Source organism: Arthrobacter sp. YAF16 (genome assembly GCF_052113385.1).
Taxonomy (GTDB): Bacteria; Actinomycetota; Actinomycetes; order Actinomycetales; family Micrococcaceae; genus Arthrobacter.
Genome location: NZ_JBFRDC010000001.1, coordinates 845987 through 864397, shown reverse-complemented (window position 1 = coordinate 864397; position 18411 = coordinate 845987). Strand labels below are relative to the sequence as shown.

The 18411-nt window shown below is 68.4% G+C and carries 18 protein-coding genes; 7 read left to right on the top strand and 11 right to left on the bottom strand.

Features of this window, described 5'->3' with window-relative positions; translation table 11 throughout:
* Position 1: 1 nt before the first annotated feature.
* From AB4Y91_RS04100 to mnmA, 3 genes are all read right to left on the bottom strand, one after another.
* Positions 2 to 1093: an ABC transporter permease gene (locus tag AB4Y91_RS04100; RefSeq protein WP_441417246.1), complete on the bottom strand. Its 1092-nt coding sequence runs from the start codon at positions 1091 to 1093 to the stop codon at positions 2 to 4.
* Between the two features lie 132 nt (positions 1094 to 1225).
* Positions 1226 to 2860, bottom strand: a complete 1635-nt coding sequence (locus tag AB4Y91_RS04095; RefSeq protein ID WP_441417245.1) for an ABC transporter substrate-binding protein — start codon at positions 2858 to 2860, stop codon at positions 1226 to 1228.
* Between the two features lie 705 nt (positions 2861 to 3565).
* On the bottom strand, positions 3566 to 4690 hold the full coding sequence (mnmA, locus tag AB4Y91_RS04090; RefSeq protein ID WP_441417244.1) for a tRNA 2-thiouridine(34) synthase MnmA: 1125 nt from the start codon (positions 4688 to 4690) through the stop codon (positions 3566 to 3568).
* Between the two features lie 182 nt (positions 4691 to 4872).
* On the opposite strand from mnmA, the gene AB4Y91_RS04085 reads away from it, so the two are divergent.
* Positions 4873 to 6117 (top strand): NAD(P)/FAD-dependent oxidoreductase, encoded by a 1245-nt coding sequence (locus tag AB4Y91_RS04085; protein ID WP_441417243.1) that lies wholly within the window; start codon positions 4873 to 4875, stop codon positions 6115 to 6117.
* On the opposite strand, the gene AB4Y91_RS04080 is transcribed toward AB4Y91_RS04085, so the two are convergent.
* Positions 6114 to 7340 carry a cysteine desulfurase family protein gene (locus AB4Y91_RS04080; protein ID WP_441417242.1) on the bottom strand — a complete coding sequence of 409 codons (1227 nt, stop codon included), beginning with the start codon at positions 7338 to 7340 and terminating at the stop codon, positions 6114 to 6116. The genes AB4Y91_RS04085 and AB4Y91_RS04080 overlap by 4 nt on opposite strands.
* Positions 7341 to 7468: 128 nt before the next feature.
* Between AB4Y91_RS04080 and AB4Y91_RS04075 the strand changes: the two genes are divergently transcribed.
* A complete protein-coding gene (locus AB4Y91_RS04075) occupies positions 7469 to 8368 on the top strand; it encodes a DMT family transporter (protein ID WP_441417241.1) in 900 nt (299 codons plus the stop codon).
* Here AB4Y91_RS04075 and AB4Y91_RS04070 read toward each other — a convergent pair.
* Positions 8355 to 9053: a helix-turn-helix transcriptional regulator gene (locus AB4Y91_RS04070; RefSeq protein ID WP_441417240.1), complete on the bottom strand. Its 699-nt coding sequence runs from the start codon at positions 9051 to 9053 to the stop codon at positions 8355 to 8357. The two genes, AB4Y91_RS04075 and AB4Y91_RS04070, sit on opposite strands and share 14 nt — an antisense overlap.
* A 90-nt stretch (positions 9054 to 9143) precedes the next feature.
* Between AB4Y91_RS04070 and AB4Y91_RS04065 the strand changes: the two genes are divergently transcribed.
* Complete coding sequence (locus AB4Y91_RS04065; protein WP_441417239.1) at positions 9144 to 9557, top strand: hypothetical protein; 414 nt, start codon at positions 9144 to 9146, stop codon at positions 9555 to 9557.
* Positions 9558 to 9597: 40 nt separating this feature from the next.
* Here AB4Y91_RS04065 and AB4Y91_RS04060 read toward each other — a convergent pair whose 3' ends face one another.
* The gene (locus tag AB4Y91_RS04060; RefSeq protein ID WP_441417849.1) at positions 9598 to 10269 is read right to left on the bottom strand and encodes a hypothetical protein; all 672 of its coding nucleotides are present in this window, start codon (positions 10267 to 10269) and stop codon (positions 9598 to 9600) included.
* A gap of 14 nt (positions 10270 to 10283) precedes the next feature.
* On the bottom strand, positions 10284 to 11186 hold the full coding sequence (locus AB4Y91_RS04055) for a diacylglycerol/lipid kinase family protein (RefSeq protein WP_441417238.1): 903 nt from the start codon (positions 11184 to 11186) through the stop codon (positions 10284 to 10286).
* A 126-nt stretch (positions 11187 to 11312) separates the two neighbouring features.
* Here AB4Y91_RS04055 and AB4Y91_RS04050 point away from each other — a divergent pair, with 126 nt between their 5' ends.
* The 4 genes from AB4Y91_RS04050 to AB4Y91_RS04035 all read left to right on the top strand — a co-directional run bounded on the left by AB4Y91_RS04050 (position 11313) and on the right by AB4Y91_RS04035 (position 14524).
* Positions 11313 to 12284 carry a J domain-containing protein gene (locus AB4Y91_RS04050; RefSeq protein ID WP_441417237.1) on the top strand — a complete coding sequence of 324 codons (972 nt, stop codon included), beginning with the start codon at positions 11313 to 11315 and terminating at the stop codon, positions 12282 to 12284.
* 28 nt (positions 12285 to 12312) lie between these two features.
* Positions 12313 to 12780 (top strand): tRNA (cytidine(34)-2'-O)-methyltransferase, encoded by a 468-nt coding sequence (locus AB4Y91_RS04045; RefSeq protein WP_441417236.1) that lies wholly within the window; start codon positions 12313 to 12315, stop codon positions 12778 to 12780.
* A 255-nt stretch (positions 12781 to 13035) separates the two neighbouring features.
* The gene (gene sigK, locus AB4Y91_RS04040) at positions 13036 to 13641 is read left to right on the top strand and encodes an ECF RNA polymerase sigma factor SigK (RefSeq protein ID WP_441417235.1); all 606 of its coding nucleotides are present in this window, start codon (positions 13036 to 13038) and stop codon (positions 13639 to 13641) included.
* Between the two features lie 10 nt (positions 13642 to 13651).
* Positions 13652 to 14524, top strand: coding sequence for an anti-sigma factor (locus tag AB4Y91_RS04035; protein ID WP_441417234.1), 873 nt, complete (start codon positions 13652 to 13654; stop codon positions 14522 to 14524).
* 84 nt (positions 14525 to 14608) lie between these two features.
* On the opposite strand, the gene AB4Y91_RS04030 is transcribed toward AB4Y91_RS04035, so the two are convergent.
* The 4 genes from AB4Y91_RS04030 to AB4Y91_RS04015 all read right to left on the bottom strand — a co-directional run bounded on the left by AB4Y91_RS04030 (position 14609) and on the right by AB4Y91_RS04015 (position 18410).
* Positions 14609 to 16003, bottom strand: coding sequence for a GntT/GntP/DsdX family permease (locus AB4Y91_RS04030; protein ID WP_441417848.1), 1395 nt, complete (start codon positions 16001 to 16003; stop codon positions 14609 to 14611).
* Positions 16004 to 16065: 62 nt separating this feature from the next.
* Positions 16066 to 16599 carry a gluconokinase gene (locus AB4Y91_RS04025; protein ID WP_441417233.1) on the bottom strand — a complete coding sequence of 178 codons (534 nt, stop codon included), beginning with the start codon at positions 16597 to 16599 and terminating at the stop codon, positions 16066 to 16068.
* A gap of 74 nt (positions 16600 to 16673) precedes the next feature.
* Positions 16674 to 17453, bottom strand: coding sequence for a PIG-L deacetylase family protein (locus tag AB4Y91_RS04020; protein WP_441417232.1), 780 nt, complete (start codon positions 17451 to 17453; stop codon positions 16674 to 16676).
* 3 nt (positions 17454 to 17456) lie between these two features.
* Positions 17457 to 18410 carry an electron transfer flavoprotein subunit alpha/FixB family protein gene (locus AB4Y91_RS04015; protein WP_441417231.1) on the bottom strand — a complete coding sequence of 318 codons (954 nt, stop codon included), beginning with the start codon at positions 18408 to 18410 and terminating at the stop codon, positions 17457 to 17459.
* Position 18411: the final 1 nt, after the last annotated feature.

The window sequence follows — 18411 nt, the reverse complement described above, 5'->3', positions numbered from 1 at the left end:
GTCAGTACCTCACGCGGGGGTCGATCAGCGCGGCGACGATGTCCACGATGAAGTTGGTCACGGCCACGATCACGGCGAGCAGCACCACGATGCCCTGCACGGCCACGAAGTCGCGGGCCGTCAGGTAGGTCGCCAGCTGGAAGCCGAGGCCTTTCCATTCAAAGGTGGTCTCGGTCAGCACGGCGCCGCCGAGCATGACCGCGATCTGCAGGCCCATCACGGTGATGATCGGGATCAGCGCCGGCTTGTAGGCGTGCTTGGTGACCAGCCGGAATTCGCTGACGCCGCGTGAGCGGCCGGCCTCCACGTAGTCCTTGCCGAGGGTGCCGATCACGTTGGTGCGGACCAGCCGCAGGAAGATGCCGGCGGTCAGCAGCCCAAGGGCGACGGCGGGCAGCACGGCATGGGCGGTGACATCACCGAGTGCGGCCATGTTGCCGCTGCGGACCGCGTCGAGCCAGTAGATGCCGGTGGGCGCCTGCAGCGCGGTGAGGGCCAGTTCGGTGGAGGTCTTGGCGCGGCCGGCGACCGGGAGCCAGCCGAGCCAGACCGAGAAGGTCAGCTTGAGCAGCATGCCGGCGAAGAAGACGGGCGTGGCGTAGCAGAGGATCGCGAAGATGCGCAGGACGGCGTCGGCCGCCTTGTCGCGGCGGTGCGCGGCGATCATGCCCAGCGGGATGCCCACGAGCAGTGCCACGAGCAGTGCGTTGATGGACAGTTCCAGCGTTGCCGAACCATAGGTGGTCAGCATCTCGGAGACCTGGCGGTTATCCGAGAGCGTGGTGCCGAAGTTGCCGGTGATGAGCTGTCCGAGGTACTCGAAGTACTGCACGAAGATGGGCCGGTCGTAGCCGGCCGCGTGGATGCGCTCCGCCAGTTGTTCCGGCGGGAGCCGCCCGCCGAGGGCGGCCGTGATCGGGTCGCCCGTGATGCGCATCAGGAAAAATACGAGTGTGACCAGGATGAAAATGGTCGGGAAGATCAGCAGGAACCTGATCAGGATGTATTGGCCCAGTCCCCCACCGGACGCCTTCTTCTTTGTTGGCAATAGGCCGTCGGCGTCGCTGGGCGGCGCCTCAATAAGTGTTGTCATTGGTACCTAAATTTGTGTTTCCGTCGGCTTCGTGGGCTTCCGGAATCGGTTGTCCTGCTATCAGCAAGAAAGGCGGGACGCCGCGCAGGCGCCCCGCCTCCTTGGCTGGTCAGGACCGGATGGGGAATGGACCTACTTGGAAATCACACCAAGACGGGTCTTGAAGGACGCGTCGAGGGTCTTTTCGACACCCTGGACGTCCTTGCCGGCGACCATGAGCTGGGCGCCCTGCAACAGCGGCAGCGTGGAGAGGTCCTTGGCGACGGCCGTCTGGGCCTCGCCAAGCACCTTTTCGCGCTCGGTCTTGTCAACGGTGGTGAGCTGCTTCTTGATCAGCGCCGTGACGGAGGCGTTCTCGTAGTGGTTCTTGAGGAAGTTGCCCGGGACGAAGAACGGGGTCAGGAAGTTGTCGGCGTCGGAGTAGTCCGGGAACCAGCCGAGCTGGTAGACGGGGTAGACGTCCTTGGTGCGGTCCTTGGAGTAGGTGACCCACTCGGTGGACTGCAGGTCGACTTTGAACAGGCCCGACTTTTCCAGCTGCTCCTTGATCATGGCGTACTCGTCGCCGGAGGACTTGCCGTAGTGGTCCGGGTTGTACTGCAGCTTCAGCGTGACCGGGGCGGTGACGCCGGCGTCGCTGAAGGCCTTCTTGGCCTTGTCCAGGCTGGGCTTGCCGTTGCCGTCGCCGTACATTTCCTTGAGCGGCTTGATGGCACCGACGAAGCCGTCCGGGACGACGGAGTACGCGGGCAGGTAGGTGCCCTTGTAGACCTGGCTGGCGATCGCGTCGCGGTCGACGATGTCTGCCATCGCCTGGCGGACGGCGAGTGCCTTCTTCGGGTCGGCGTCGGCAGCCTTGGCGCCGAACGGCATGGTGTCGAAGTTGAAGACGATGTAGCGCAGTTCGCCACCGGGGCCCTTGTGAACCTTGACCTTGGAGTCCTTCTCGAGGTCGGCGGCGTCGGTCGCGGTCAGGCTGCGGCCGGCGACGTCGATGTTGCCCTGCTGGACATCGAGCTTGAGGTTGTTGGAGTCCGCGTAGTACTTGATCGTGGCGCTGTCGTTCGCCGGCTTGCCGAGCAGACCCTTGTAGTCAGGGTTGGCCTTGAGGCTGACGAGCTCGTTCTTCTTGTAGCTCTCGATCGTGTACTGGCCGGCGAAAGGCTTGCCCTTGACGATGTCCTCGTCGCTCATCAGCTTGTCGGCGGAGAAGACCTCTTCGTCGACGATCGGACCTGCGTTCGCGGCAAGCACGCCCGGGAAGACCTGGTCGTTGCCTTCCTTGAGCTTGAAGACCACGGTGGAGTCGTCTTTGACTTCCACCGAGGCGAGGTTGCCCAGCAGGGAGGCCGGGCCGTTGTCGTCGTTGATCTTGATGACGCGGTCGATCGAGAACTTCACGTCCGAGGACGTCAGCGCGTGCCCGTTGGCGAACTTGAGGCCGGACTTGAGCTTGACGGTGTATTCCGTGGGGCTCGTGAAGGATGCGGACTCAGCGATGTCCGGGCTGGAGTCAGCCGTTCCGGGCTTCGAGTTCATCAGGAACGGGTAGATCTGGTTCATCACCATGAACGAGCCGGCGTCGTAGGAGCCGGCCGGGTCGAGGGTGACCACCTTGTCCGTGGTGCCGTACGTAATGCTGCCTCCGCCTGCGGCGCTGCCGGAGGACGTTCCGCCGCCGGTAGGGCCGGTGCAGGCCGTCAGTGCAAAGGCGGAAACCCCGGCAAGCGCGATGGCGCTCTGCAGGGCCTTTTTGTTCATTGCCATCTGTGAACTTTCTGTTCGATGAGTACTAGTGCGCAGCCCGAAGTAGCTTGACTCGTTGGGCAGCACCTGTCCTGATTCCTAGATTCAACCAGAAGACCACGGGCGAATCGCTACATCTTGTGAGTTGAGACACAAAATTTACACGAACCGGCGGAAGTTATCGCATTCTTCGGGATTTCGCCCGGATCTTCGGCACCCCGGACTCGGTGCGGCCTGCGGCGGCGGGGGCTCGGGAACGGACATGCCCACCACCAGGCCAGGGACTGGGCATATACCCGAAGTGCCCACTCGTGGCCGCGAAGAATGGACATGTCCCGCGCTCTAGCCGGAAGACGAACATGGCCCGCGCTCTGGCCGGAGGACGGGCATGCTCACCGCCGAGGCCCGGGAGTGGACATAATCCCGAAGTGCCCACTCGTGGCAGCGAAGAATGGACATGGCCCGCGCTCGATGCTTGCGCGGGCCGCACGCTAATGAACATGTCCCGCGCGGGATGCTTGCGCGGGGTGCACGCTAACGAACATGTCCCGCGCCCGAGCCCGGGAGTGGACATATACCCGAAGTGCCCACTCGTGGCCGCGAAGAATGGACATGTCCCGCGCCCGGGCGACGGTTAAAGGCAGGAGCGCCGCAGGCCAATGGCATGCGGCGCTCCTGGATTCGGCGGACCCCCGCCGAAGCGAAGACGCGGCCCGTCGAGGGCGGTTAGAGTGCGGCCCGCTGGAGCGACCGCGCGGCGTCGATGGTGGCCTGGCCAAGGACCCGGCTGCCCTGGTAGAGCACCACGGTCTGGCCGGGGGCGACGCCGCGGAGCGGTTCCGCCAGCGTGACCACCAGGTCGCCGGACCCTCCGGAGTGTTCCATCCGGGCGGTTGCCGGCACCGGGTCCCCGTGGGCGCGGACCTGGGCGTAGCAGTCGAACTCCTCGCCGGTGGCGATCTCCGCGATCGGCAGCCCGGCCCAGGACACCTTGATGCCGCGGATCTCGTCGATCGCGAGCAGGGCCTCGGGGCCGACGACCACCTTGTTCTCCTTGGGCTGGATCTCCAGCACAAAGCGCGGCTTGCCGTCGGCGGCCGGGGTGCCCAGCTTCAGCCCGCGGCGCTGGCCGACGGTGAAGGCGTTTGCGCCCGGGTGCTCGCCGACCTTGGCACCGGATTCGTCCACGATGTCGCCGGTGGTCATCTCGATCTTCTCCGCCAGCCAGCCGGCGGTGTCGCCGTCGGGGATGAAGCAGATGTCGTGGCTGTCGGGCTTGTTGGCCACGGACAGCCCTCGGCGTTCGGCCTCGGCGCGGACCTCGGCCTTGGAGGGGGTGTCCGCGAGCGGGAACATCGAGTGCCGGAGCTGTTCGTGCGTGAGGACGCCGAGCACGTAGCTCTGGTCCTTTGCCCAGTCCGCGGCGCGGTGCAGTTCGGGGTTACCGTCGGCGTCCGTGATCACCTTGGCGTAGTGGCCGGTGCAGACGGCGTCGAAACCCAGCGCGATCGCCTTCTCCAGCAGCGCGGCGAACTTGATCCGCTCGTTGCAGCGCATGCACGGGTTGGGCGTGCGGCCTGCGGCGTATTCGTCGATGAAGTCCTGGACGACGTCTTCCTTGAATCGCTCGGAGAAGTCCCACACGTAGTACGGGATGCCCAGCACGTCGCACGCCCGCCAGGCGTCGCGCGAGTCCTCGATGGTGCAGCAGCCGCGGCTGCCGGTGCGCAGCGTTCCGGGCATGCGTGAGAGGGCGAGGTGGACACCAACGACGTCGTGGCCGGCCTCGACGGCGCGGGCTGCGGCAACGGCTGAATCGACGCCGCCGCTCATGGCTGCAAGAACTCGCATGCTGGCTTTCTCTAGGAATCGGGAGGTCCGCGGGCAGAGGAATAACACAGCGCCCGCCTACCGATTCTATCGCCACGCCGATTCCTGCCCCAAAAAGGCTTGACGGCAGCCTGCCGCGCTTCTAACGTCAGCATTAGCGGTTTTAGAACAAGGGCGGCGAAAGCCCAGACGGGACGCGCGAGATGGCTGTCGAGAGCATCGTGATTGTGGGTGGCGGGCTGGCGGGCGCCACCGCAGCGAAGACCCTGCGGGTGGAGGGCTTCGAGGGCCCGGTCACGCTGCTCGCCGAGGAGCCGCAGGCCCCCTACCTGCGGCCGCCGCTGTCCAAGGAATATCTCCTGGGCAAGGACGGCGAGGACGGCCTCCCGGTGGTTCCTGCCGGCTGGTACGGGGAGAACGACGTCGACCTCCGGCTGGGCGCTCCGGTCACCGGGCTGGACACCGTGGCCCGCACGGTGACCCTCGGCGACGGCAGCCGGCTGCCCTATTCCGCGCTCCTGCTGGCCACGGGGGCACGTCCGCGCTCGATTCCGCTGCCCGGCAGCAGCCTCGACGGGGTCATGACGTTCCGGACGCTCGACGACAGCCGCCGGCTCCGGGATGCCCTCTCCGCGGGCGGCCGGAACGTGGTGATGGTCGGCTCAGGTTGGATCGGAATGGAGCTTGCGGCCGCCGCGAATTCGTATGGCAACTCCGTCACCCTGCTGGGCCTCGAGCAGGTGCCGCTGGCCGCGGCGATCGGCCCCGAACTGGGCGCCTTCTTCCGCTCGCTGCATGAGTCCCGGGGCGTGCGGTTCCGGCTGCCGGCGTCGGCCGCAGCCATCACAGGCGTCGACGGCCGGGTCACCGGCGTCCGCACCGACGCCGGCGAAATCCTGGCCGCCGACCTGGTTGTCATCGCCGTCGGCGTCGTCCCCGAGACATCGCTCGCCGCAGCCGCGGGTATCGCCCTGGACAACGGGATCCTCACGGACGCGTCGCTGCGCACTTCGGCTCCGGCAGTCTTTGCCGCCGGCGACGTCGCCAACGCCCTGCATCCGTTCACCGGCGGGCACCACCGCAGCGAGCACTGGTCCAACGCGCTCAACGGCGGGAAGGTCGCCGGCCGGGCGATGCTCGGGCGGGAGGCCGTACTGGACACCATTCCTTACTTCTATACGGACCAGTACGACGTCAGCATGGAGTATTCCGGCTTCCCCAGCCTGGTCGAGGGCCCGCCCGTGCTCAGGGGTTCACTGGAGCGGCAGGAATTCCTCGCCTTCTGGCAGCGCGAAGGCTGCGTGGTCGCAGGCATGAACGTCAACTGGCCGCGGTCCGACAAGCCGCAAAAGGCCATCAAGGCACTCATCACTGCACGCGCCTCCGTCAGCCCGGACTCGCTGGCGGATCCGGACGTCCCGCTGGAGCAGCTACTGTCCGGGGACTAGCCGTTGGCGGATTGGCGGGCGAGGGTTCCCGCGGTCTGGATGCTGGACTCGTGTCCGGCCATGCCGGCCTGGCGGGCGCGGGTGTACGCCGCCGGCAGGGCCGCCAGCAGCGCATCGACGTCGGCGTCGGTAGAGGAGTGGCCGAGGGTGAAGCGCTGGGCGCCCCGGGCGGTGTCCTCATCCAGGCCCATGGCGAGCAGCACGTGGGAGGGCCGCGGCACGCCGGCGGTGCAGGCTGAGCCGGTGGAGGATTCCACCCCGGCGAGGTCCAGCAGGAACAACAGCGAGTCGCCCTCGCAGCCGGGGAAGGTGAAATGCGCGTTGCCCGGCAGCCGGCCGTTCCCGGGGGCACCGCGCAGCATGGCCTCCGGAACGGCGGCGCGGACGCCGTCAATCAGCCGGTCCCGGAGCGCGGAGATCCGTGCCGACTCGGCGGCCAGATTTCCGGTGGCTGCCTCCGCCGCGGCGGCGAAGGCTGCGATCGACGCGGTGTCCAGGGTGCCGGAGCGCACGTCGCGTTCCTGTCCCCCGCCGTGCTGGACCGGGGTCAGCTTGACGGCGCGGCCCAGCAGCAGCGCGCCGACGCCCACCGGGCCGCCGATTTTGTGGCCGGAGATGGACATGGCGTCCAGACCGGTCCCACGGAAATCAACCGGCACGGAGCCGAACGCCTGCACGGCGTCGGAATGCACGGGCACGCCGGCGGCGTGCGCCAGCCGCACGACCTCCGCGACCGGTTGGAGGCTGCCTACCTCGTTGTTGGCCCACATGACGGTGACCAGGGCAATCGAGGCCGGATCGTCGGCCAACTCGGCTTCCAGCGCGGCCAGGTCCAGCACGCCGTCGGCGTCCACGGGCAGCCAGCGAACGTCGGCTCCCTCGTGCCGTTCGAGCCATTCGACGGCGTCCAGCACCGCGTGGTGTTCGACGGCGGAGCAGAGAACGCGGGTCCGCCGCTGATCCTCGGCCTGGCGGGCCCAATAGAGTCCCTTCACGGCAAGGTTGTCGGCTTCCGTGCCGCCTGAGGTGAAGATAACCTCCGAAGGATGCGCCCCGGCTGCCGCGGCCAGGGCCTCGCGGGCATCCTCGACAGCCCGGCGGGCGCGGCGGCCGGACCCGTGCAGAGAGGAGGGGTTGCCGGTGCGGGCCAGCTCACGCGTCAGCGCGGCCAGCGCCTCAGCGGCGAGCGGCGTGGTGGCTGCGTGGTCTAGGTATACGGGCACACGCCAATTCTACCGTGGGGGGCTTGCTCCGCGCCGCGGGACGGCGCCGCCGGAAGGCGCGGGACGGCGCCGCCGGAAGGCGCGGGACGGCGCCGCCGGAAGGCGCCGGAGGGCGACGCCGGAAGGAGATGGCACTGGTGTACATTCAAGCGGTGAAAGCGTCCTTCTACCTCGTCCTGGCCACCCTGTTCTGGTCCGGAAATTTCGTCGTCGGCCAGGCCGCTGTCGCCTCAATGACGCCCCTGGACCTGACCTTCTGGCGCTGGACGCTGGCCGCCCTGCCGCTGCTGGCCCTGGCCCACTTCGTGGAAAAGCCGGACTGGCGCGCGGTCCTGCGCCGCTGGCCCGTGCTGCTGCTGCTGAGCGCGCTGGGGATGAGCGGCTACACCTTGCTCCTGTACAGCGCGCTCGGCTACACCTCCGCGATGAACGCCTCGCTGATCACCGCGGCGAACCCGGCCCTGATTGTGGTGATGGCAATTTTCCTGCTCGGCGAGAGGACCACCCGGCTCGGCTGGCTCGGCATCGGGCTCGGGCTGCTGGGCGTGCTGCTGGTCCTGACCCGCGGCGAACTGCAGCGGGTATTCAGCCTCTCGATCAACACCGGGGAACTCCTGATGATCGGCGCCATCGTGGTCTGGGGCAGCTACACGATCATCGCCCGCCGGCTGGACATTCCCGCCATCGCCGCCACCGCTGTGCAGGTCACCATGGCCACCGTGACGCTGGCACCGTTTGCGCTGGCCATGCACGTGCGGTTGCCGGAGACACCGGCGGAGGGCTGGTCGCTGGCCTACATAGCGGTCTTCCCCTCGCTGGGCGCCTACCTGTTCTGGAACCTGGCATTGAAGACCACCCCGCCGGGCACCGCCGGGAACTATCTGAACCTGATGGTGGTCTTCACCGCCGTCATCACGGTGGCGCTTGGGACGCCCCTGACCCTCGTCCAGGTCGCGGGCGGCATCATGGTGGTAGCCGGCGTCCTGCTGACCGGCATCAAGGGGCAGGCGAAGCTCAGAGCGGCCTGATCCGGGCGCAGCACTGGGCCGGGGCAGCCGAGCCCTGCACCCGGAGTTCCTCGATGTCGAGCGCTTCGACCCTGGCCGGATCCACCCCGCAGCCCGCCGCGGCCCCGCCCAGGAACGCGCCGTTCATGGCGCAGACCACCTCCGCGTGGCCCTGGGCCACCCGGTGAAACGGGCAGTTGAGCAACACGAGCCCGCCGGCGCCGTCGTCCGCCGGTCGGTACCCCTCGGCGGTCAGCAGCTCCGCGAAGTCGGCGGTGCCGGCGGCTTCCCCCGCGGCCAGGCCCCGCGACCGGGCGGCCTGCAGCAGCGCGGTCCGGGCCGATCCGCCGTCGGCCGCGGATTGTTCAATCGCCGTCACCAGGAGTTCGGCGGCCAGATCATAGTTGCGTTCCGGGACGGACGCCGAGACCTCCTGGACGGCCGCGCGGTACAGCTTGGCCGGCCGGCCGGAACCGGGCCCCTCCTTGCCGCCGAGTTTGCGGAACTCCACCGCCAGCAGGCCGTCGCGGACCAGCCGGTCCAGGTGGAACGACGCGGTGCTCCTTGCCAGCCCGAGGGCACCGGCCGCGTCGTCGCGGCCCACCGCCTGATCCGCCGCGGTGACGAAGTCAAAGAGCCGCCTGCGGTTTTCATCCCCCAGGGACGCGACGGCGGCAATCCTGCGGCTCCACGGCAAACGGTTCATGGCATCAGCCTAACTCTAAAAACAAGATCCATTGCTTAACCCCTGCAGTCATTCTAAAATCAAGTTACCCAATTTTAGAAGGAGTAGAAGATGAAATCTTCAACAGCCCTTGCGGCCCCGGCCCCGACGGTCGCAGCCGGTTCCCAGCGGCAGGCCTTCCTGTTGCTGCGCACGGTCTTCACCGTCGCGCCGATCATTTTCGGCCTGGACAAGTTCACCAACCTGCTGACCGACTGGACGATATATCTCGCCCCGGTCGCCACCTCGGTCGTCCCGGTGTCGGCACAGAGTTTTATGTACGTCGTCGGCGTCGTCGAGATCATCGCCGGCATCGCCGTGGCCGTCCGCCCGCGCTTCGGATCCCTGCTGGTCGCCGTGTGGCTGCTCGGCATCATCGTCAACCTGCTGGTCCTTGGCAGCTACTTCGACGTGGCGCTGCGCGACTTCGGACTGCTGGTCGGGGCCCTGGCGCTGAACCGGCTCTCGCCGGCGAAGCTCCACTAGCCGGCCCCCTGCCGCCGCCGGCCTGTCCGCTTCGGGCGGGTCAGGACGACGGCGGCAGCACGGCCAACCGGGCGGCGATGTCGGCCCGCGCGGCCGCGAGCGCCGCGTCGTCCGGGCAGGACACGGAGACATAGACGGATGAGCCTGCCTTGGCAAAGAGCCGGGCGTAGCTGGCGCTCGCCCGGCTCCCGGCCTTCTTACCGCCCTCGAGCACCAGTACCTCGACCCGCGGGCCCGGCTTGTCCGGTTCGCCGCCCCAGCGCAGGACTGCCGTCTTGAGGTAGGACGGCAGGATGCTGGGGTCCAGGTAGTGGAAGAGGGCCTCCGTGGACGCCTTGTCGTCGCCGGCGACGACGAGCGGCCACTGGTTCACCCGGACCCTGGTTGAGACCAGGCAGCCGTCGGCCTTCCGGTACTCGCTGGCGCCGGCCACATCCTGTTTGCCGGCCTTCCAGGCGGGGGCGTCGCTCAGCCCGTCGGAGAGTCGGACCGGTACGCCGGCAGCGAGGCGGTCCCCCGCTCCGAAAGGCAGGCTGCGCGCAGCGACCGCTTCGGCGTCGTACCCCGGCGTCACGGTCGGGGTGGCGACGGTGGCAGCGCTGCTCACCGGTTTGGCCGCCGAGGGATCCGGAACCCCCACACTGCAGCCTGCCAGCAGGGGCAGCAGTGCCAGCAGTGCGCCGCCGAACCGTGCCGTGCCATGGCCCGCCATGTCCGTCACCCTGCCTACGCCAGGACCCGGAGCGCACCGGGCACAACGTCGATGGTCAGTGGCAGCGGACCGACCCGCTCGCCGTCCGCGTACGCGACGACGCCGTCAGCCTCAAGTTCAACCCGCCGGACCCGGCGGATCTCCACGGCCGGGTGGCCCACGTGCTTGCCGGAAAACACCTTGGGGAACACCGCCAGGAAAGCGGCGCGGGACAACGGCCGGACGATGAACAGGTCCAGATAGCCGTCGTCGAGGACGGCGTCGGGCACGACCTTCATGCCGCCGCCGATCGACTGTCCGTTGGCCACCGAGATCAGCATGGCACCCTGCTGCCAGCGTTCGCCGTCGGCCGTCACGGTGTACTCGATGGCGCGAAAGGTGGCCAGTTCGCGCAGCATGGCCAGGTTGTACCGGGCCTGGCCGCGCGGCCGGCGCCACGCGTTGGCGCGCTCGTTGACCGCGGCGTCAAAGCCTGCGGACACCACCCCGGCAAACCAGTGCGTCCGGCCGCCGGAGCTCACCCGGCCGGCGTCGATCAGGCGGCCGCCCGACGGCAGGGCAGCCAGCACCCGTGCGGCGGCCGCCGGGATGTCGTGCCGCGGCAGGCCGAGCGCGCGTGCCATGTCATTTCCGGTTCCGCTCGGAATGATGCCCAGCGGAGTCCCACCGAACGGGGCACCCGACCCGGCGAGCGCGTTGACACCCAGGTGGACCATGCCGTCGCCGCCCGCCACAACCAGCGCGTCCACCCCGTCGGCGAGCACCTTGTCCACGGCCTGGGACAACTGCTGGTAGCTGTCCTCGCACAGCAGCTGGACCTGGACCCCGGCCGCGCTGAGGCACTCGGCCGCTTCCCGGCCGGCATGCCGCCCGCGGCCAAAGGAGGCGCGCGGGTTGACGGCGAGGGCAATCTTCATGCGCTGAATTATGCCAGCCGCCGGGAACCATCCACGGCCACACGCTCGTTATTCCCCCAGCCGGTTAAACTGTCCACGCCGGAGGTCCCCGACCGGACCGGCTCCACTGACGCAAAGGAATCGTGCTTGACGCAGGGCAACAGCTCGCATTACCAGGTCCTCAGGATCCCCGTCACGGCGACGTACAAGGACATCAAGGTGGCCTACCGCAAGGCTGCCCGCACGGCCCACCCCGACCACGGAGGCGACGCCGCCACCTTCCGCCGGGTGACCCTGGCCTATGAGACCCTCATCGATGCCAAGCGCCGTGCCGACTACGACCGTTCCTACGGCAGCGGGACCGCCTTCTCCAGCCGCACGGCCCCGGCCGAAGAAGGTGCGCACTTCGACGCGCCGGCAGCCGGCAGCCGGGCGTCCGCGCATGTCCGCCGTCCGAACACGCCGCGCAACACCGCCGCCGATCCCCCGGTCTACGTTCCCTCCTTCGAAGAGGTGGCGGCGGCCGGTGAGGTGCCGCTGATCCCGGCGTCGGTGGCCGGGCAGCAGGTCCACGGCATGCCCCGCCGGCGGGGCATTTTCGGCGCTGAGGCGCGCATCCAGCGCGAAATGCGGACGGTGCAGCTGATCACCCGGCAGATCCTGCCTGCCATCCCGGCCGCCCGGCTGATCAATGGTCTGCAGTCCCCCGCGGACAACAGCCACATCGACCATGTGCTGGTCTCCGGCTACCGGCTGGCCATCATCGGTTCCATGCTCCTGCCGCCGGGAGCCTACGCCTGGAACGGCAGCACCCTGAACCACGGCGGCCGATCCATCGCCCCGCCGCAGCTGGCCCATGTGGTGCGCCGGATGCAGGACATCTTCCCGGAGCTGAACGTCACCGGCTGGACCGTCGTCCACAGCACCGACGGCAACCTGCACGAACCGGTGATCGACCGGCACGGCCGCTCCCGCGACCGCGGCGACAGCCAAGAGCTCGTCCAGGTGGTCAACGCCGCCGGGCTGGCCCGCGGCCTCAAGCAGTTCCTCAGTTCCGGGCCCGCCCCGAACACCGTCAACGTACCGGTGCTGGCCAGGCTGCTGCGCGGAATGCATTAGCGGCCAGCCGGCTCGCTAGGATGGGAGCGTGTTCCGCATCCTCTTCCACAGCCCCGAAATCCCCGGCAATACCGGCAATGCCATCCGGCTGGCCGCCATCACGGGCGCCGAACTCCACCTCGTGGAGCCGCTGGGCTTTGACTTCTCCGACGCCAAGCTCCGCCGCGCCGGCCTGGACTACCACGACCTCGCCGTCGTCACCGTCCACCCGGACATCGACGCGGCCTGGGAAGCGCTGCAGCCGGAGCGGGTCTTCGCCTTCACTTCCGACGGCGAAACCTCCTACACGGACATCAGCTACCGTCCCGGCGACGTGCTGATGTTCGGCCGGGAATCCGTGGGCCTTTCCGAGGCACTCAAGCACGACCCGCATGTGACGTCCCGCGTCCGGTTGCCTATGCTGCCGGCGCTGCGTTCGCTGAACCTGGCCAACGCGGCGTCGATTGCTGTCTACGAGGCCTGGCGCCAGCAGGGCTTCGCGGGCGCCAAGCTGTAGTACCTGGGGCTTGCGGCGCTGGATCCGGATCAGGCCGCTGGCGCAAATTTCCCTGAAGTCCGCCCATCCGTTTCTCCCGCCGCGCCGAATCGTTTGTGAGAGACCATCCAGGCGAGCGTTGAAGGGAGCGAGGAGCGGCAGGTGACAATAATGCAGGCGGATAGACGCCTGGCCCGTTGGGCTGCGGGCAACCACGGCACGGTCGAAGTCCGTTCTGGCCCCGGACCGGAGGCTGGCACCTTATGCTTGAGGGTGATGGAAACTCCGAATGCCCCGAATCCCGAGGCCGCCGCTCCCCCCAGCGCCTCAGCCGACGTTAACCGCCGGCTGGGAGCCCTGCTCGGACAGATCGCCAACGGTGACCAGGCCGCCTTCGCCGAGTTCTATCAGCTCACGTCGCGCCGCGTTTTCGGCATGGCGCGCCGGGTCCTGATTGACACGGAGCTCAGCGAGGACACCACGCAGGAGGTGTTCCTCCAGGTCTGGCAGAACGCCGCCAAGTTCAACGCCGACGCCGGCAGCCCGCTCGCGTGGCTGATGACCATCTCCCACCGCCGGGCCGTGGACAAGGTCCGGTCCTCGCAGTCCTCCACCGACCGTGAGGCCAAGTACGGCGCCAGCAGCCAGGAGATCGACCACGACTCCGTTTCCGATGCGGTCGGCAGCAAGCTCGAGGCCGAAGCGGTGGTCCGCTGCCTGGACACGCTGACGGACACACAGCAGGAATCCGTCCGGCTCGCCTATTACGGCGGGCTCACCTACCGGGAAGTCGCCGAGAAGCTCAACGCGGCCGTTCCCACCATTAAGTCCCGCATCCGCGACGGACTGATCCGACTGAAGACCTGTTTGGGGGTGAGTTGAGATGAATGACATGAATCCTCAGAACAGCGGCCGCACGCCCGGCAGCTTTTCCGCCGACATCGCCAGCGACCTCAGCTCCGGCCGCGCCGTCGACCTCGCCGAGGTTTACGCGCTGCACGCCCTCGACGACGCCGAACGCACCGCCGTCGACCGCTACCTCACGGAGGCCCCGCCGGCGGAACGCGCCGAGTTCGAGGAGCGTGTCCGGCAGGCCCGAGAGACGCTGACGATGAGCTTTAGCGCGGAGGAGGAGCCGCCGGCCGGCCTCTTCGACCGCATTGTCGCGGCCCTGCCGGCGCAGGCCGCCGAGCCGGGTGCCGAGGCACGGCCTGGCCCTGCCGCTCCCCCGGTGGTGGCCCGTCCGGTCCGCGAACACCCGGGGCTTCCGGTCACCGACGAACTCAGCGCCGCCCGCCAGCGCCGTGACGAACGGCGCCGGCCCCAGGGCATGCGCAACTGGCTGATCGGCGTCGCCGCTGCTGCCGCCATCGCGGTAGGCGGAGTCGGGGTGGGCGCGTATGTCGCCAACCAGAACGACCCGCTGAACCAGGTGCTTCAGGCCAGCGACGTGCGCAAGGCGACGATCGACGTGATCGGCGGCGGCACGGCCTCGCTCACGCTCTCGTCCTCGAAGGACGCCGCGGTAGTAAAGATGAACGGCGTTCCCGCTCCACCGACGGGCAAGGTCTACCAGATGTGGCTGATCCCGAAGGACGGCTCGGCTCCGGTCTCCAAGGGCCTGATGGACGCGGAGGCGCTGTCAAAGCCTGCTGTCGTCACGGGCATCGGCTCCGCCGCGGCCCTGGGCATCACGGTGGAGCCGGCGGGCGGCTCTAAGACGCCCACCATGCCGACCGTGGCCTCCGCGCCGCTGGGCGCTTAGTAGCTGACGCTTAGTATCTGACAACGACAAAGCCGCGCAGGACCCGATTGCCCGGGGCCTGCGCGGCTTTTGTTGTGCCGCCCGCTAAATGACCAGCGAGAGCAGCATCACGAAGGCAAAGCCCACCACGGAGATCAGCGTCTCCATCACGGACCAGGTCTTGAACGTCTGTCCGACGCTGAGGCCGAAGAGTTCCTTCACCAGCCAGAACCCGGCGTCGTTGACGTGGGAGAGGAAGAGCGAGCCGGCGCCGATCGCAAGGGCCAGCAGGGCGGCGTGGGTCGGGGAAAGGGAACTGGCCAGCGGTGCCACGATGCCCGCCGCGGTCACGGTGGCCACGGTCGCGGAGCCGGTGGCGAGGCGCAGCGCCACGGCCACGAGGAAGCCGAGGACCAGCACGGACATGTTGGCGCCCTCGGCCCATTTCTTGACGGCGTCGCCGACGCCGGCGCCGATCAAGGTCTGCTTGAAGCCGCCGCCAGCGCCCACGATCAGCAGGATCGCGGCAATCGGGCCGAGACTCGCGCCGATCTTGGTGGTGATCTTGTTGCCGGTGAAGCCGACGGCGTAGCCGAAGGTGCCGATGGCGAGCAGGACCGCCAGGGTCATCGCAACGAGCGGCTGACCCACGAAATCGAAGAAGACCCGGATCCACGGCGCCGAGGCGGCGTCGGGCCAGATGATGTCCACGACGGCCTTGAGCAGCATGAGGACCACCGGGAAGATGATGGTCATCAGCGTGACCGGGAAGCTGGGCTGGCGCTTGACGCCTTCGAGATCGGCGCCGTGCTCGGTGTCGATGCCGCCCGCGACGGCGGGGGCGCCCACCGGCACCCATTTGGCGGCGAGCCGGGAAAACAACGGCCCGCAGATGATGACGGTGGGGACGGCGACCAGGAGTCCGAGCGCGAGCGTGGTGCCCAGCTCGGCCTTGACGGCGCTGATCGCGATCAGCGGACCCGGGTGCGGCGGCACGAGGCCGTGCAGCACCGACAATCCGGCCAGCGCCGGGATGGCGATGCGCATCAGCGGCATTTTGGAGCGCTGCGTGACCAGGACAATCACCGGCAGCAGCAGCACGAGGCCGATTTCGAAGAACATCGGCAGGCCGATGATCACCGCGACAAGCGTGATGGACCAGACCACCCGGTTACCGCCCGCCTTGGCGAGCAGCGTGTCCACCACGCGGTTGGCTCCCCCGGAGTCCGCCAGGAGCTTGCCCAGCATGGCGCCGAGGGCGATCAGCAGGCCGACCTCCTTCAAGACGCCGCCCACGCCGTCCTCGAAGTTGCTGATGATCTTGGGCAGTTCCACGCCCGAGGCCAGTCCGACAAAGGCCGAGCCCAGCACAAGCGCGAGGAAGGGGTGGAGCTTAAACTTGGCGATCAGCACCACGATCAGTGCGATGCCGAGGCCGGCGACCACCAGGAGCTGGGTGTCGTGGCCGGTCCAGGCCTCGAGGGCAGCGGGAAGCTGCATTGCTGTAAGAGAATTCAAAACGTTTTCCTAGCTGGAATAAGGGGGTGGTGACCGGCGCGCGGTTAGCGCGCGGCGGCGTCGGCGCCGTTGAGGTGGAGCCGGTCGATGATTTCCTGGGCTTCGTCCGCGGGGGTTGCCCCTACGGAGAGGGTGATGAAGTTTTCGTCCTCGGTGGGGGCTTCCAGCGCGTCGAACTGGGATTCCAGCAGCGCCGGTGGCATGAAGTGGCCGTGCCGGGAGGCGAGGCGGTCCGAGATCCGGTCCTTGCTGCCTTCGAGGAAGACAAAAACCACGCCTTCCCCGCGCAGGACGTCGCGGTACCGCTTCTTCAGGGCCGAGCAGGTTACGACGCCGGGGGTCCCGGCGGCGGTGTGCTCCCGGATCCAGGCGGCGATGGTGTCCAGCCAGGGCCAGCGGTCTTCGTCCGTCAGCGGCTGGCCGGCGTGCATCTTGGCCACGTTGGACGCCGGATGCAGGTCGTCGCCTTCCGCGAGGTCCCAACCCAGCCGCCCGGCCAGCAGGCCGGCCACGGTGGATTTGCCCGAGCCTGAGACGCCCATGATGACCAGGACGGGGTGCTGCGCAGTCTTCGCCATTAAAGTCTGCCTTCCATCAATAAATATGATTTAAACAATGGCAAGCATATGGCAGCGGTCACGCTCGGGCAACACTAGAAGCCGGCGATGGTTCCCGGGCCGTTGACCGCGACGACGTGGAACGCCTCGGCGCTCCGGCCCGGAGCGAGGCCGCCGCGTTCCCCGGTGGCGAGCATGAGGCCGCGGACGGTGCGTTCCATGGCGTCAACGTCGGGGTGCTGGCTGGCGTGGATGTGGATGGCCGCCAGCTTTTCCTCGACGTTCCCGGTGACATCCACAAAGTGGTTCTCCCGCTCCTCCGGTCCGGCGAAGAGCCACAGCCAAGGCAGCTTGTAGGCCTCCAGCCCGGCCGCGGCCAGCTCCGGGTACGCGAAGGGGTTCTCCAGCGCCGGGTACACAGCCCTGGTCACCGCCTCCCCCACCGCCAGGTGGTCCGGATGGCTCTTCTGGATCCGGTTCCAGTTCCGTTCCGGATGCATGGCGAGCACGACGTCGGGACGGAGCCGGCGGATCAGGCGCACCACCTCGCGGATGACCTCGTGCGAGGGCTCAAGGTAGCCGTCCAGCTGGTGGAGGTAGTGGATATCGCTCACGCCGACGAGCGCGGCGGCGCGCTGCTGTTCCTCCGTCCGCAGCCGGACGATTTCGTCGCGCTTCGCCGGGTCGAAGCCGCCGGCGTCCCCGTCCGTCATGATGCAGTAGCTGACCTGGACTCCGGCGGCGGTCCACGCGGCGATGGTGCCGGCGGCGCCGAAGTCGATGTCGTCCGGGTGGGCGGTGAAACAAAGCACCCGCTCGATCCGGGTGTGGTTCGGATCGAACGGGCTCTGTGCCGCGGGGGCGTTGGTGCTCAATGGTCAGCCTTTGCGCTTCTTGATTTCTTCGGTGGCCTGCGGCAGCACCTGGAAGAGGTCGCCGACGATGCCGAAGTCGGCGATCTCGAAGACCGGGGATTCGGCGTCCTTGTTCACCGCCACGATCACCTTGGCGGTCTGCATGCCGGCCTTCTGCTGGATGGCGCCGGAAATGCCGGCTGAGATGTAGAGCTGCGGGGAGACGGTCTTGCCGGTCTGTCCGATCTGCGCGTCGTGGCCGATCCAGCCGGCGTCCGTGGCGGCGCGGGACGCGCCGATGGCCGCGCCCAGGGCGTCGGCGAGGTCCTCAAGCGGTCCGAAGTTTCCGTCCACTCCCCGGCCGCCGGCCACGACGATCCGGGCCTCGGAGAGGTCGGGGCGGCCGCTGGCGGCCTTCTCGGTCCGGGCGGTCACCCGGGCCGCGCCGGCTGTGGTGTCCGCCGGCAGGTCGACCGTGACGGGCTGCGGGGCGGTGGCCGTGGCGGCCGGCTCCGGGGCGACGCTGTTGGCCTTGACGGTCAGCACGGCCACCGGGGTGGTGGCCCTGGCCGTGGTGGTGTACGAGCCGGCGAGCACCGACTTGTGCGCGGTCCCGTCCGGGTCGACCGCGACGACGTCGGTGATCACACCGGCGCCGAGTTTGATCCCCAGCCGCGCCGCGACCTCCTTGCCCTCGGCCGAGTTCTCGGCCAGCACCACGGTGGCCCCGGAGGTTCCGGCCGCGGCCGCGAGGAACGCCGCCTTGGGCCCGACGAGGTAGTCGTTGAGGTCGGCTGCCGCGGGGACGTAGAGTTCCCCCACTCCGTAGGCTGCCAGCTCGGCGGCGACGTCGTCGTGCAGTTCGCCGTTGAACGCCACCACGGCCTCACCCAGCGAGCGCGCGATGGTGAGCAGCTCCAGGCTGGACTTCTTCAGCGCCTGGCCCGGGGTATCGATGAATACAAGTACTTTTGCCATG

Coding starts and splice junctions, on each gene's coding strand:
- AB4Y91_RS04100 (WP_441417246.1), bottom strand. CDS start 1,093: ATGACAACACTTATTGAGGCGCCGCCCAGCGACGCCGACGGCCTATTG.
- AB4Y91_RS04095 (WP_441417245.1), bottom strand. CDS start 2,860: ATGGCAATGAACAAAAAGGCCCTGCAGAGCGCCATCGCGCTTGCCGGG.
- mnmA (WP_441417244.1), bottom strand. CDS start 4,690: ATGCGAGTTCTTGCAGCCATGAGCGGCGGCGTCGATTCAGCCGTTGCC.
- AB4Y91_RS04085 (WP_441417243.1), top strand. CDS start 4,873: ATGGCTGTCGAGAGCATCGTGATTGTGGGTGGCGGGCTGGCGGGCGCC.
- AB4Y91_RS04075 (WP_441417241.1), top strand. CDS start 7,469: ATGGCACTGGTGTACATTCAAGCGGTGAAAGCGTCCTTCTACCTCGTC.
- AB4Y91_RS04070 (WP_441417240.1), bottom strand. CDS start 9,053: ATGAACCGTTTGCCGTGGAGCCGCAGGATTGCCGCCGTCGCGTCCCTG.
- AB4Y91_RS04065 (WP_441417239.1), top strand. CDS start 9,144: ATGAAATCTTCAACAGCCCTTGCGGCCCCGGCCCCGACGGTCGCAGCC.
- AB4Y91_RS04060 (WP_441417849.1), bottom strand. CDS start 10,269: ATGGCGGGCCATGGCACGGCACGGTTCGGCGGCGCACTGCTGGCACTG.
- AB4Y91_RS04055 (WP_441417238.1), bottom strand. CDS start 11,186: ATGAAGATTGCCCTCGCCGTCAACCCGCGCGCCTCCTTTGGCCGCGGG.
- sigK (WP_441417235.1), top strand. CDS start 13,036: ATGGAAACTCCGAATGCCCCGAATCCCGAGGCCGCCGCTCCCCCCAGC.
- AB4Y91_RS04035 (WP_441417234.1), top strand. CDS start 13,652: ATGAATCCTCAGAACAGCGGCCGCACGCCCGGCAGCTTTTCCGCCGAC.
- AB4Y91_RS04030 (WP_441417848.1), bottom strand. CDS start 16,003: ATGCAGCTTCCCGCTGCCCTCGAGGCCTGGACCGGCCACGACACCCAG.
- AB4Y91_RS04025 (WP_441417233.1), bottom strand. CDS start 16,599: ATGGCGAAGACTGCGCAGCACCCCGTCCTGGTCATCATGGGCGTCTCA.
- AB4Y91_RS04015 (WP_441417231.1), bottom strand. CDS start 18,410: ATGGCAAAAGTACTTGTATTCATCGATACCCCGGGCCAGGCGCTGAAG.